Source organism: Mycobacterium sp., assembly GCF_049683355.1.
GTDB lineage: Bacteria > Actinomycetota > Actinomycetes > Mycobacteriales > Mycobacteriaceae > Mycobacterium.
Genome location: NZ_JBAUJB010000172.1, coordinates 1 through 13246, shown reverse-complemented (window position 1 = coordinate 13246; position 13246 = coordinate 1). Strand labels below are relative to the sequence as shown.

The 13246-nt window shown below is 67.0% G+C and carries 17 protein-coding genes; all 17 read right to left on the bottom strand.

Features of this window, described 5'->3' with window-relative positions:
• Window positions 1–3 precede the first annotated feature (3 nt).
• The gene (gene rpsH / locus WA944_RS10385; protein WP_159230594.1) at window positions 4–402 is read right to left on the bottom strand and encodes a 30S ribosomal protein S8; all 399 of its coding nucleotides are present in this window, start codon (window positions 400–402) and stop codon (window positions 4–6) included.
• A 98-nt stretch (window positions 403–500) separates the two neighbouring features.
• Window positions 501–686 (bottom strand): type Z 30S ribosomal protein S14, encoded by a 186-nt coding sequence (locus WA944_RS10380; protein WP_011778599.1) that lies wholly within the window; start codon window positions 684–686, stop codon window positions 501–503.
• Window positions 687–690: 4 nt separating this feature from the next.
• Entirely contained in the window at window positions 691–1257 is a 567-nt protein-coding gene (gene rplE / locus WA944_RS10375; RefSeq protein ID WP_163888388.1) for a 50S ribosomal protein L5, read from the bottom strand.
• Window positions 1257–1574 (bottom strand): 50S ribosomal protein L24, encoded by a 318-nt coding sequence (gene rplX, locus WA944_RS10370; protein WP_526608883.1) that lies wholly within the window; start codon window positions 1572–1574, stop codon window positions 1257–1259. Before rplX ends, rplE begins: the two co-directional genes overlap by 1 nt.
• The gene (gene rplN, locus WA944_RS10365) at window positions 1575–1943 is read right to left on the bottom strand and encodes a 50S ribosomal protein L14 (RefSeq protein ID WP_159230591.1); all 369 of its coding nucleotides are present in this window, start codon (window positions 1941–1943) and stop codon (window positions 1575–1577) included.
• 160 nt (window positions 1944–2103) lie between these two features.
• The gene (locus WA944_RS10360; protein WP_526371600.1) at window positions 2104–2991 is read right to left on the bottom strand and encodes a formylglycine-generating enzyme family protein; all 888 of its coding nucleotides are present in this window, start codon (window positions 2989–2991) and stop codon (window positions 2104–2106) included.
• A gap of 5 nt (window positions 2992–2996) precedes the next feature.
• A complete protein-coding gene (locus WA944_RS10355) occupies window positions 2997–3677 on the bottom strand; it encodes a hypothetical protein (protein ID WP_526646871.1) in 681 nt (226 codons plus the stop codon).
• 5 nt (window positions 3678–3682) lie between these two features.
• The gene (locus WA944_RS10350; RefSeq protein ID WP_526371604.1) at window positions 3683–6034 is read right to left on the bottom strand and encodes an arylsulfatase; all 2352 of its coding nucleotides are present in this window, start codon (window positions 6032–6034) and stop codon (window positions 3683–3685) included.
• A gap of 59 nt (window positions 6035–6093) precedes the next feature.
• Complete coding sequence (locus tag WA944_RS10345) at window positions 6094–6402, bottom strand: hypothetical protein (protein ID WP_526371606.1); 309 nt, start codon at window positions 6400–6402, stop codon at window positions 6094–6096.
• The gene (locus WA944_RS10340; RefSeq protein ID WP_526646869.1) at window positions 6399–7487 is read right to left on the bottom strand and encodes a hypothetical protein; all 1089 of its coding nucleotides are present in this window, start codon (window positions 7485–7487) and stop codon (window positions 6399–6401) included. The genes WA944_RS10345 and WA944_RS10340 overlap by 4 nt, the downstream gene beginning before the upstream one ends.
• Window positions 7488–7628: 141 nt before the next feature.
• Window positions 7629–8987, bottom strand: a complete 1359-nt coding sequence (locus WA944_RS10335; RefSeq protein WP_526371616.1) for a glycosyltransferase family 2 protein — start codon at window positions 8985–8987, stop codon at window positions 7629–7631.
• A gap of 113 nt (window positions 8988–9100) precedes the next feature.
• On the bottom strand, window positions 9101–10483 hold the full coding sequence (locus tag WA944_RS10330; RefSeq protein ID WP_526646867.1) for a hypothetical protein: 1383 nt from the start codon (window positions 10481–10483) through the stop codon (window positions 9101–9103).
• Window positions 10480–11457, bottom strand: coding sequence for a hypothetical protein (locus WA944_RS10325; protein WP_526371612.1), 978 nt, complete (start codon window positions 11455–11457; stop codon window positions 10480–10482). The genes WA944_RS10330 and WA944_RS10325 overlap by 4 nt, the downstream gene beginning before the upstream one ends.
• A 184-nt stretch (window positions 11458–11641) precedes the next feature.
• Entirely contained in the window at window positions 11642–12007 is a 366-nt protein-coding gene (locus WA944_RS10320) for a hypothetical protein (protein ID WP_526371614.1), read from the bottom strand.
• A gap of 138 nt (window positions 12008–12145) precedes the next feature.
• Window positions 12146–12448 carry a 30S ribosomal protein S17 gene (gene rpsQ / locus WA944_RS10315; RefSeq protein ID WP_163888380.1) on the bottom strand — a complete coding sequence of 101 codons (303 nt, stop codon included), beginning with the start codon at window positions 12446–12448 and terminating at the stop codon, window positions 12146–12148.
• Window positions 12448–12681: a 50S ribosomal protein L29 gene (gene rpmC / locus WA944_RS10310; protein WP_159230571.1), complete on the bottom strand. Its 234-nt coding sequence runs from the start codon at window positions 12679–12681 to the stop codon at window positions 12448–12450. Before rpmC ends, rpsQ begins: the two co-directional genes overlap by 1 nt.
• Window positions 12681–13097 carry a 50S ribosomal protein L16 gene (gene rplP / locus WA944_RS10305; protein WP_526608888.1) on the bottom strand — a complete coding sequence of 139 codons (417 nt, stop codon included), beginning with the start codon at window positions 13095–13097 and terminating at the stop codon, window positions 12681–12683. The genes rpmC and rplP overlap by 1 nt, the downstream gene beginning before the upstream one ends.
• Window positions 13098–13246 lie beyond the last annotated feature (149 nt).

Genomic DNA, 13246 nt, shown 5'->3' with positions numbered 1-13246 from the left:
CCGCTACCAGACGTACGCGAGGACTTCGCCGCCCACGCCTTGTCGTGATGCCTGGCGGTCGGTGAGCAGCCCCGACGACGTGGAGATGATCGCCACGCCGAGGCCGCCCAGCACCCGCGGCAGATTGGTGGATTTTGCATACACACGCAGCCCGGGCTTGGAGACCCGTCGGAGCCCGGCGATGCTGCGTTCGCGGCTCGGGCCGTACTTCAGTTGCACCACGAGCGCCTTGCCCACGCGGGCATCCTCGGTGTGGAAGTCGGTGATGTAGCCCTCCGCCTTGAGGATCTCGGCGATGTTGGCCTTGATCTTGCTGTGCGGCAGGGTCACTTCGTCGTGGTACGCCGAATTGGCGTTGCGCAGACGTGTGAGGAAGTCTGCGATCGGGTCCGTCATGGTCATGACAGCCGGTTCACCTTTCTCGCGGCGGTTCCTCCGAGATGATTTCGGGAGGCCTACCGCAACCTGTTATTGGAGTTGAAGTTTGGGAGTGGGCTGTCTTACCAGCTGGACTTCTGCACGCCCGGCAGCTCGCCGGCGTGCGCCATCTCGCGGAGGCAGATCCGGCACAGGCCGAACTTGCGGAACACCGCGTGCGGACGGCCGCACCTGTTGCAGCGCGTGTAGCCACGCACCTTGAACTTGGGCTTCTTGTTGGCCTTGTTGACCAGAGCTTTCTTTGCCATCTGCTCAGTTCTCCTTGAACGGAAAGCCCAGCGCCCGCAGCAGCGCTCGTCCTTCGTCGTCGGTCGTCGCCGAGGTGACGACGGTGATGTCCATGCCACGGGGGCGGTCGATGTCGTCGATGTTGATCTCGTGGAACATCGACTGCTCGTTGAGCCCGAAGGTGTAGTTGCCGGTGCCGTCGAACTGCTTGGGGTTCAGGCCACGGAAGTCGCGGATACGGGGCAGTGCGATCGAGGTCAACCGGTCCAGGAACTCCCACATCCGGTCGCCGCGCAGGGTGACCCGGGCGCCGATCGGCATGCCTTCACGCAGCTTGAACTGCGCGATCGACTTGCGGGCCTTGCGGACCTCGGGCTTCTGCCCGGTGATCAGGGCCAGGTCGTTGACCGCACCGTTGATCAGCTTCGCGTCGCGGGCGGCGTCGCCGACACCCATGTTCACCACGACCTTGACCACGCCGGGGATCTGCATGACGTTGGCGTAGCCGAACTCTTTCTGCAGCGACTCGCGGATCTCCTCGCGGTAGCGCTGCTTGAGGCGCGGCAGTGCTTTCTGCTCGGTGGTGGTCATCAGAGGTCCTTGCCGTTGCTCTTGGCGATCCGGACGTTCTTGCCGGTCTCGTCGTCCTTGCGGTAGCCGACACGGGTGGGTGTGCCGTCGGAGTCGATCAGCATCACGTTGCTCACCGAGATCGCCGCTTCCTGGGTCACGATGCCGCCCGAGGACGCACCGCGTTCCGTGCGTGATTCCGGGGTGTGCTTCTTGATCCGGTTGACGCCCTCGACGAGAATCTTGTTGCGCTCCGGGTAGGCCACCAGGACCTTGCCCTTGGCGCCCTTGTCCTTGCCCGAGATCACGAGCACCGTGTCGCCTTTGCGGACCTTCATCTACAACACCTCCGGGGCGAGCGAGACGATCTTCATGAAGCGCTTCTCGCGCAGTTCGCGACCGACCGGCCCGAAGATGCGGGTACCGCGCGGGTCGTTGTCGGGCTTGATGATGACGGCGGCGTTCTCGTCGAACCGGATGTAGCTGCCGTCGGCGCGACGGCGCTCCTTGACCGTGCGCACGATCACGGCCTTGACGACGTCGCCGCGCTTGACGTTGCCGCCGGGGATTGCGTCCTTCACGGTCGCGACGATGACATCACCGATGCCGGCGTAGCGCCGCCCCGATCCGCCGAGCACGCGGATGCACAAGATCTCCTTGGCGCCCGTGTTGTCGGCGACCTTGAGACGCGATTCCTGCTGAATCACTCGATCTCCTGACCTGGTTATTCTGTATGCACGCAGGATTACCGACCCTGACGTACGCGGTCTTTGTCACCGAAGAGCACGCAGGGTCATCTGCGAGAGACAACCGAGGTCTGCCCAAGGCAACCCCCATATACTAGGTGAGCTCTGGGAATGCTCCAAATCACCCGACCGAGGCCGCCAGCACGCAGCGGAACCCGATGTGCGTCGTCGCGGTGTCCTGGCTCTGCGGCGAGCGCGCGGCTGGCCGGTACCGGTGGCAGTAGTCCGGAGCGCACAGGTGCGAACCGCCTTTGAGCGCCTGGCTGATCGACGGGTCCGGAGCCGCCGGTCCGCAGCAGACCTCGGCGGGGGCTTCGACCCGGTGGTGACCGGTGAAGCGGGTGGTCGTCCATTCCCATACGTTGCCGATCATGTCGACGAGGCCGTAGTGGTTCGGCGGGAACAGGCCGACGGGCGAGGTGCCTGCCCACCCGAGCGCACCGTCGTTGCGGTACGGAAACCCGCCCTGCCAGGTGTTGGCCATCAACCGCCCGCCGGGAGCGGCCTCGTCACCCCACGGATAAGTCGTCGTCGCGCCGCCTCGCGCCGCGAACTCCCACTCCGCTTCGCTCGGCAGCCGACGGCCCGCCCACCGGGCGTAGGCCACCGCGTCGGCGTAACACACCTGCACCACCGGATGTTCGGCCTTGTCCCCGATGGAGCTTTCCGGGCCGAACGGATGCCGCCAGTCCGCGCCGGGCATCCAGTCCCACCACTGCCGCCAGTCGCGCAGGTCCACGGGTCCGCTGGTGGCCCGGAACACCAGCGCGCCGGGCACCAGATCCGCGACGGCGGCACCGGGGAACTGTGCGGGGTCGGGCGCGGTCTCGGCGACGGTGCGGTAGCCGGTCTCCGAGACGAAGGCGCCGAACTGGGCGTTGGTCACGGGGTGCCGCTCGATGGCGAACGGCGCGACGGTGACCGTGTGTACCGGCGCCTCTTCGGGATAGAACTGCGTCGACCCCATCCGGAACGACCCGCCGTCCAGTCCGACGAGTTCGGTGAGCATGCCGTTCAGGGTAGGCCGATCTCGAAGTCCCCGGTCAGCAGCGCCGCCGCCTCCTCGAAGCCGGGGGCACCGGACGGCGCCTCCACATGCACGGCGATCAGGTAGTCCCGAGCGGCAGCCGGCACGTGCACGATCCGATCCTCGTACTGCACGGTCTGGGCGCCGTCGGACAGGATCCCCATCAGGCGCTGGCCGCTGAAGCCGCACATGTCAGCGGGCAGGATGCTGACCGTGGTGATCGTCGAGCCTTCGGTGAGTTCGTCGGTGTAGTCGCGAAACGTGGCGGCCGGATCGAGCGGCGTCGGGGCGATCGTGACGGTCGCCGACATCCCCGACTCCCCCTGGAGCCGGGCGCCCTCGGGATCGCCGCCTCCCGCGGACATCGACCAACCCTGCGGAACAGCAACGGTCGCCGTGGGCGCTGCGGGGTCCGAGATCTGCGCGACGGTCCTGACCGGGGGCAGCTCGGCCGGTGCGCAGACCGAACCTGCGGGTGCCGGTCCCTGCGTCGTCGGCACGACCCCGGGCTGCGGATCGGGTTCCCGGGGGTCCGGCTGGACCGTCTCGGTGGCCGGGGCCTCCAAGACGGGGGCGCCGGCGATGGGCTCCCCGTCGCTGGTGCGGGTGCACCCTGCCGCGACCACCGTGGCGCACACCAGCAGCACCGCCACAGGGGTGCGGAACATCCGAATCAGTCTCTGGCGAAGGCGCGCGCGAACTCGCGCTCCAGGTCGAGGTAGGGCGCGCCGGAGACGTCGACGCGCACCTGCGTGAGGCTGCCGCCGGTGAACGGGAACGGCGGGCGGTAGGCCTGCGAGACCGCCTGTCCGAGATTGCGGCCCGTGCTGACGCCACCACCGGCCAGCCCGAACGTGAACGGGTGGGCTTTCACCCCGGACAGAGACGCGACCGCGTCGCCGTCGATGTAGAGGCTCACCTCCCCCACCGGGGTGTGGCTTCCCTCAACCGTTCCGGAGCGGACGTAGCCGACACCCAGGATGTGATCGCCCAGCGGCACCCGATCGGGCGAAACCGCCCGCTGTTCCTCTTCGCCGAAGAAGTTGTAGACGAACTGCAACCGTCCGTCGGCGACGAACAGCACGTAGCCACCGTGCCCTGATCCCTGCTTGAACAGCACGCCTTCGACATCGGAACTGTCCACCGACACCTCGGCGAGCAGCGAGAAGGAGCGTCCCTGGATCTCTACGCAGCCGCCGACCGACACCGGCGCGGTGTCCGGGTAGTAGATGTAGCTCGAGCGGTCACCGGCCAGCGACGGCCGCCAGCGCCCGATCATCTCGAAGACGCCGAGATCTGACAGCGGCAGGCCGTTGTACTTGGTGGCCTCGGCCAGCCACAGGTCCTGCATCTCGGCGAGCTTGTCGGGGTGCTCGGCGGCCAGGTCGTGGCACTGACTTCGGTCGGAGTCGATGTGGTACAGCTCCCAGCGGTCCTTGTCGAAATTCGACCATCCCGACGGAGCGGCGGGATGGACCGCGTTGGCGAACCATCCTCTGTGCCAGATACCCCGGGTGCCGAGCATCGTGTAAAACTGGGTCTCCTTGCCCGTTGGTGCCGCTGGGTCGTCAAGGGCCACTTTGAAACTCATACCGTCGAACGGCTTCTGGGGGACGCTCCTGACGGTCGCCGGCGGCGTGATCTGCAACAGCTCGTACACCGTCGGGGTGATGTCGCAGACGTTGACGTAGTTGTCGCGGATCTCGCCGTGCGCGCGAATACCGTTGGGCCAAGAGATGATCGCGGCGTCGGCGATGCCACCCTCATGGGAGGCGTAACGCTTGTAGAGCTTGTACGGCGTGTTGAACGCCATCGCCCACCCGATGGGATAGTGACCGTAGGTGGTCGGGCCACCCAGTTCATCGAAGAACCGCATGCTCTCCTCGACGGTGTCGATGTAGCCGTTGAAGAACTTTCCCTCGTTGACCGATCCGTTGGGCCCACCCTCGCCGCTGGCGCCGTTGTCGCTGATCACGACGATGATCGTGTTGTCCAGCTGCCCGGTCTGTTCCAGATGGTCCAGGATGCGCCCGATCTGGGCGTCGGTGTAGGACAGGAATCCGGCGAACACCTCGGCCATCCGGGCGAACAGCCGCTTCTCGTCATCGTCCAGAGAATCCCAGGGCCGCACCGTGTCTCCGGCAGGCCATGGTTCACCGTTCGCCCCGGTGACATCCGAATACGGGTTCACCGAGGACAATTCGGTGTCGGGCGGAACGATACCGAGACTCTTCTGATTCTCCAGGACGATTTCGCGGTAGCGCTCGTATCCCATGTCGAACTTGCCCGCGTACCGGTCGGCCCATTCTTTGGACACCTGGTGCGGCGCATGACCGGCACCGGGGCACACATAGGAGAACCACGGTTTGTCCGGGGCGATCATCGTCGAGTCTCGCATGAACTCGATCGCCCTGTCGGCGAGGTCCTTGGAGAAGTGGTAGCCCTCTTCGGGGGTCGCGGGGGCTTCGACGGGGTGGCCGTCGTGGATCAGCTCGGGGTACCACTGGTCGGTCTCGCCACCCATGAAACCGTAGAACCGCTCGAAGCCGCGCGACAGCGGCCAGTGCCTCCTGGTGGCGGCGAGGTTGGACTCCTCGATCGGCGTCAGGTGCCACTTGCCCACGCAGTAGGTGTTGTAGCCGTTCTCGGCGAGCACCTCGGAGATCAGCGCGGTGTCGTTGGGGATCCGTCCGTTGATTCCGGGGAAACCCTCGGTGAACTCTTCGACCGTCGCCATCCCGACCGTCGTCGCGTTGCGGCCGGTCAACAGCGACGCCCGGGTCGGCGAGCACAGCGCGGTGGTGTGGAACTGCGAGAGCCGCACACCACGTTCGGCGATCCGGCTCATGGTGGGCATCTCCACCAGCCCGCCGAAACAGTCCCAGGTCGCGATGCCGACGTCGTCCCACACCAGGTACAGCACGTTGGGCGCGTCCGGCTGCGCCTTCGGAGCCGCGTAAGGCCCCCAGTCGGGTTCGGAGTCACGGATGTCGAGCCCGATCTTGCCGGTGAATTCCGTCGCCACGCCCGGAGATTACACCTGCTATCCGCAGTTGGCGCAGGTTTGGACCGGCAACCCGACGGCTACTGATCGTCCGGATCCAGCTCGTCCACCCGATAGAGACGCCAATCGGGCTGACTGACACCGTCACTGGGTATCTCGAGCTCCAGGGTGGCGATGTCGGCACCTGTTTCGTACAGCGTCGGGTAGCGCAGGTTCAGTGCGTCGGACACCCCTCGCCCTTCGGGTGGCACGGCCAGCACATAGCGGACGCCGCCCTCCGACGGGTCGTTCAGCTTCTCGGTGAAATCGGAATCCGAAGGGATGACGAACGTCTCAGGGTGCGCCGAGGCGGCCACGATGGCGAACCCGTAGACGGTGTCGGTGATCACCGAGCCGTCGGGGAGGTCCAGGCTCTCCAGGTACTCGGCGATCCGGCGTTCCGTCGAGAAGCTCGCGGCGATGCGGTGTTCGATCGCCTTGCGTTCGGTGACGTTGTCGGGCTCCGGAGCCAGCACCGCACCGAGGGCGTACTCCTGTGGCGCGTACCTCGGCATCCCCATGCCGTGACGGGCACGCCTACTGCGAGCAGCAGCGCCACCGGCACGAACGCCGCCCGGGACCGATGCCGTGACCGATGCCGTGGGCTGGTCTGGACCGGTGTCGGTGCGTACCTGCCCCGCCTCTTGGGCGCCGCCGGGACCCCCTCGGGCACCGCGAGCATGGCCAGACACGCGGTCAACGGCACCGCGATGATGAAGAAGCGCAGGAAAGGAAAAGTCGAGCCGGACGCATAGCTCAACGCCTGAAAAGCCAGTGCGGCACCGTAGATCGACACCGGCACCAGTACGACGGCCATGCCGGGCCTGCCCCATCGGCCCGCCGCACACCACAGCGCGATCGGCACCAGCGTCGGCGCCAACAGCGCGACGCACGCGGCGGCGAACACCAGTCCGGCGCCGAAGCCGACCGTGCCCTGACCCGACTGCTCCAGGATCGCGGCGTTGCCGTACTGCGACGTGAACTGCGCGAACGCCTCCCCGGTGATCAACCAGCTGACCGCGGCCCAACCGAAGAATGTCGCCACCCCCGGCCCGCTGACCAGCAGTGTGTCCAGCAGCGCCCAACGGACCCGCGGCGCGGGACGCGCCCTGCGGTAGGTCGTCACGCCGACCAGTACCCCTGCGGCGGCCACACACGCCACCGCGTCATAGCGGGTCAGATAGGCCAGCCCCATCGCGATGCCGCCGGCGGTGACCAGATGGTGCACGTCGTCGTCGACCATCCACATCATCAGCCTGCGTACCGCCCATGACATGAAGAAGATGAACGGTGCCTCGCTCATGCCGTTGGCGCCGTAGAACACGATCATCGGGTTGAGCGCGAAGATCGCCGTGATCGTCACCGCGTAGCTGCGTGGCAGCCCCCGGTCCAGGCCCATGCCGAGGATCTGGACCGCGGCCCCCGCCATGAACACCGCCGCATCAGGGTGCCGGAGAAGGCACGCTCGGCCATCTCCGGCCAGATCGGCGCAACCAGTACCCGACACCGGCATACATCGCGAACGACACGAAATACACCGCGACCATCAGCTGTCGCCGGGACGGGCCGCGAGGCGTCACAGCCCGCCTTCCGTTTCGGGAGGTTTCGCGGAAAGACCGTGGAATGTCTTCTCCCAGTAAGACGGATTGCAAATCATCTGATAGCAGCCCTTGGCCGCGGCGACGCTCATCATCAGCCAGAACGCCGGCACCGTCAGCCCGGCGACCAACAGGTCCGAACGGTCGTCCTCGCGCAGTGCGATCAGGTTCATGTACAGCGTCGCCGCATTGCCCAGTACCAGCGCGATCAGCGCCGGGAAGTAGATGTAGACCGGGAACACGTCTTCGATCACGGAAGGCTGGCCGAGGAACCAGACCAGGGTGATCAACCAGAACACCAGGTTCAGCACGGCGATGACCGGGGTGCCGGCCAGCACCAGCGTGAATCGCACGAAGCTGCGCAGGCCGAGGACGCGGTACAGCTCGACCGGCCGCCGGATGTGCACCAGCCAGGTCTGCAGATAGCCCTTGTACCAACGTGATCGCTGCCGGATCCAGTTGATCGGGTCGCTGTTGGCCTCTTCGAGGGTGTGCGAGTCGATCACCGCGGTGCGGTAGCCCCTCGCGGCGATGCGCAGGCCGAGGTCGGCGTCCTCGGTGACGTTGAACGGGTCCCACGCGCCGATCTCGTCGAGCACCTCGCGGCGCAGATGGTTCGATGTACCACCCAACGGAATCGGCGATGTCGACCCCATCATCCCCGGCAGAAGGTAGCCGAACCACAGCCCGTACTCCGCGGTGAACCAGCCGGTCAAGATGTTTTGATGCCCGTTGTGGTACACGAGTTTCGCCTGAACACAGGCGACGTCGTCGCCGAGATCACGGAATGCGGCGACCACCCGGCGCAATTGCAGCGGTTCGGGGATGTCCTCGGCGTCGAAGATCGTCACGATCTCACCGGTCGAGAAGTACAGCCCGTAGTTGCACGCCTTCGGTTTGTCGCGCGGGTAGTCGAGGTTGGCCATCGCGCCGATGAGATCCCCGACCACCTCTGGTTCGTTGTAGGCGGGCACCAGGATCGTGTAGAGCGGCAGTTCGTCGGCCGGTATCGCCCGCGCCCTCTCATCGGAGATTTCGATTGCTCGTGACGCGAGCCCCTGCCGGAAGATCAGGACGCGGTCGGTCATCGTCAGCAGATATGCCAGCGTGCTCAGCCCAATGAGGACCACGGCGGTGGCCATCGTCTGCCAGACGTCGCAGCCGACGACAACGACCAACAGCGACCACAGCACCACCCGTTGCCAACCCACGACCGCGACCGACGCGGACCGCAACGGGTCGTCGTCGCGCAGACCGTCGATGGCGCGCCGCAGCGCGTACTCGCGGTCTGCCGGCACTGTCGCGTCGAGCACCGGCCGCCTGTCGGTCGCGCTCATGACGCGGGACCCGCTTGTGCGGCGACCAGGGCCGAACTGCAACAGCATGTCGGCGTCCTTGAACGCCGGGGTGTTCTGGTCGAGCACGTCGTTGCCGCGGAACAGCAGCGTGATCAGGGTTCGCAGCGTGGGCAACAGATTCTGGGTCGGCTGGGGAACGGCGCGTCGGGCGCATGGTTGTCGACGGCGAAGATCGTCACCCGCTGGGCGACATCCCGGTCGCCCCAGGCGAATTCCAGCGAGTTCCAGGTCGCCAGCAACTGGTCGTCGACCACCGAGAGCAGATTGCCCACCACCCCCCTCCCGAGATCCACCTCGCGCACCTCGCTGAATCGGACCGAGGTCAGCCCGTAGAGCACCCGTGACGGATACGTCCCGAGCGCGAACGGCCTCTCGGTGACCGTGCTGTCCACGACGACGGTTCGGGGCCTGCCGAATTTGTCCCACAGCGGGTTGCCGAACTCAGCCGCCATCCGTTGCCGCATCAGCACGGCGCCGGCACCGAAGAGCCGGTTGGCCGCAATCCGCTCCGCCTCACCCGGGTCCGTCCAGCCCGGCGGGGCGACCAGCGGCATCCCGAACTCCAGCGGGTAGGCGTCCTGCCTGCTGAAGATCACCGCATCGGGGGACGTGGGCAGCGGGAACAACGACAGTGTCAGTGCCATCGCGGTCACCAGCGGCACAGCGGCCCATACCTGTTTGGCGGCAAGCGGTTCCACCTTGCGCTCGAGCACCCGCTTCGGTTTGCCCCGTCGGGACAGGAAGAACATCGCGAGACCCACCACGCAGAGCGCGGTGATGACAGGCACCTCCTGGTACACCAGCACCGGGGAGTCGGGGAAGAACACGCTGATCACCGCGAGCACCGCGAAACCCACCACCCAGGCCGCCAGCGAGCTGAGCGCTCCGCGCCGGTACGACGGTCCACCGGCGATGCCGGCGCCGAGCCCTGCGATCACCAGCGCCGCGGCGCCGGCCGCGATGTTGCCGCCACCCAGAGCGATCACGATCAGGTAGTACGGCAGGGTGAGCAGCAACATCAGCACCATCGCCCAGACCCAGGCGAACCGGATCACCGGGCGGAGACCGAAAAGCATTATCGCAGAGCAGCTCACGTAAAGCCAGATCGCGATCAGGTCCAGCCGCAGAAGGTCGAAGTAGAGCGCGTAGCGCGGTAGCAGCACCCCCTGGATCAGCAGCGCCAGACCCATTCCCATGATCCCGACGATGATGTCGGTCTGGCGGTCGTGGATCGGCAGTTCGGTGCGCCTGCGTCGCGCGATCGCCACCGCCACCAGGACCGCTGCGGCGGGCACCGTCCACACGAAGCCGCCGATGCTGCCGTTGCGGACGACTTCGGCCAGGCTCACGAAGCTGCGGTGGAAGGCGAAGAGCGTCAGCGCGGCGATGAGCGTCCACCCGTTGATCAGCCGGTAGGTGGGATGGACCTCGTAGTAGCGCTGCCGGACAGTCGGCGCGGCCGTGTCGGCGGTCATTGTCGACGAGTTCGGCTGGTGCGCACCAGGACCGCAACCAATACCAGCAGCACCAGCACTGCCACCGCGGCGACGTCCGCCCAGAACCACCACGGCCGGTCCGCCGAAGTCACCACCTGCTGTTCGGCGGTCATCTCGGCGTCGGGGTCGAAGACGACCGGCTGCCGGCCCGGCGCCGCGATCAACGCGGTGCCGTCCAGATCGGCCCACCTCTCGACGTTCGGTCCGAGCCAGCCCAGCAGTGCGTCGAGTTGCTCCGGTGCGTCGTTCGACGTCGCCACGAGCACACTTCGCCGGCCGTCGTGGACGACCTGCAAGGAGCCGAATCCCAGCGCCGGGTCGAGCGTCAACGTCGTCGTCTCTCCCGGCGAATCGGCGCGTTCCACGGTCAGCTCACCGTTCGCGCCGGCGGCGAGCGGCAAGGTGATCCGGTCATCGGTCCACCCACCGGCACTGACGATCACGGCGGGGCCCTCGGCAGCGACAGCGTCGCCCACCGGCATCACCTCGGTGTTGATCGGCAGCGCGCTGAGCCGCTGCAACCCGGTCATGATCGCGACTGCGCGTCTGGTGTCGTCGAATCCGCCGTCGAAGCCCACCGCGGCGCGCGCCATCAGCGACTGCGGTATCGACTGGAAGCCACCCGGAACCGGCGGCTCGGCGGGACTGCTCAGCACCGGGCTGTCGCCGTCGATGGTCAGCGTCAGTGGCTGGAACTCGCCGCAGCGCCCGGTATCTCCCGCGATGTCGAGTCGCAGTCCCAGCGATGTGTAGCGCTGCAGGAGACGATCGGGCACGTCCACCCAGCGGTCGATGGCCTCACCGGCGATCGAGGCCACGAGTTGCCCTCCGATGGCCTCGGGCAGCGGCGTGTAGGACCCGCGCAGGTGCACGCGCACATCGTGCGCCGCCCGCCCCAGCCGGGTCTGGTCGAGACCGATACCGACCTGCGGCGAGAGTGCGGTGGCGTTCACCCCCGGCTGCCCGAGCCGGCGCAGCGTGGTCTGGTCCCCTGGCAGTTGGTGTCGAACTCAGCGGCCCTGCAACGGCTTCGACGCCAGCGCGAGGCGGTTGAGGTCGCTGGTGATCAATCGGCTCTGGTTGGCCAGGTCCGCGGGGGACCGGCGATGAGCAGCGCGGGCACCCCGTCGGCGCTCGTCAGCGACACCCCGACGTCGGCGCTCTCCCGGACGACGAGGTGTCGCTGCAGCGGCGCCGAGGGCTCAGTGGGACCTGATTGCCCTTGTGCCAGCGGCGCGACCACGATTTCGGGATTCTGGGTTCCGTAGTGCGCCGCGACGGCCGTCGCCAGTCGGACCGCCGCATCCGACTCCGCTTGGTCGGGTCGTCGGCGACGAAGATCGTGAGCTGACGCAGCACGGGCGGCAGGAAGTCGGCGACCGCGGCGGGGGCCTGTTCGACGCCGGCGAAGCTGATGCTGCCGTCGGACAACCTCAGCGGGTTGGTCGGATCCAGGCAGTAGCCGTCGACCGGTAGCAGGTAGGTGCGCAGTGTCACGCTCACCGAATTGTCCACGATCTCGGCGCCGGCGAGCGGGATGACGATCGGCGCGCGGTCCCCCGGCGGAACGTCGACCCGGGCGATGGTGCGGTCCCTTGGGGCGAGCGGGGACTCTGTGTGTGCCGGTGTTGTGGCTCCGGTCTACTTGGCCTTCTCGAGGATCTCCACGAGACGCCAGCGCTTGGTGGCGGACAGCGGCCGGGTCTCCATCAACGAAACACGGTCGCCGACACCGGCGTCGCCGTTCTCGTCGTGGGCCTTGACCTTCGTGGTGGTCCGGATGATCTTGCCGTAGAGCGGGTGGCTCTTACGCGATTCCAGCTCGACCACGATGGTCTTCTGCATCTTGTCGCTGACCACGTAGCCGATCGCCGTCTTGCGGCGGTTGCGTGGCTTCTCGGTCCGCGGCGTCGTGGCCGGGCCCTTCTCTGTTGCTTCAGCCATCAGGAATCCCCACTTCCGGGTCCGGCGGCCAGACCCAATTCACGTTCGCGCAGCACGGTGTAGACGCGTGCGATCTCCTGCCGCACAACACGGAGCCTGCGGTTGTTGGTGAGCTGCCCGGTCGCCATCTGGAAGCGCAGGTTGAACAGCTCTTCCTTGGACTCGCGCAGCTTGTCGGTCAGTTCGTTGTCGGTGAGCTCGCGCAGTTCGCCGGTCGTGGTTCCGACTGCCATCAGAACTGCTCCTCTCTGGTGACGATGCGTGCCTTGATCGGCAACTTGTGGATCGCGCGGGTCAGCGCTTCCCTGGCGATCTTCTCGTCCGGGTAGCTCAGCTCGAACAGGATCCGGCCGGGCTTGACGTTGGCGACCCACCACTCCGGCGAGCCCTTACCCGAACCCATGCGGGTCTCGGCGGGCTTCTTGGTCAGCGGGCGGTCCGGGAAAATGTTGATCCACACCTTGCCGCCACGCTTGATGTGCCGGTTGATGGCGATACGCGCGGATTCGATCTGCCGGTTGGTGACGTAGGCATGGCCCAGGGCCTGGATGCCGTAGTCACCGAAGCTCACCGAGGTCCCGCCGCTGGCGATACCGCGCTGCCGCGGGTGGTGCTGCTTACGATGCTTGACCTTGCGGGGAATGAGCATTGCCTAGCTCCCTGAATCCTGTGTAGTGCTCTCGGCTGCTGCGGGCGCCTCGGCAGGGGCAGCCTCGGTAGCGGCCGGCGCCGGAGCCTCTTCCGAGGTCGCGGCGCGCCCGGCGTCGGTGCTCGTCGCGGTGGTGCCCGAGGCGCCAC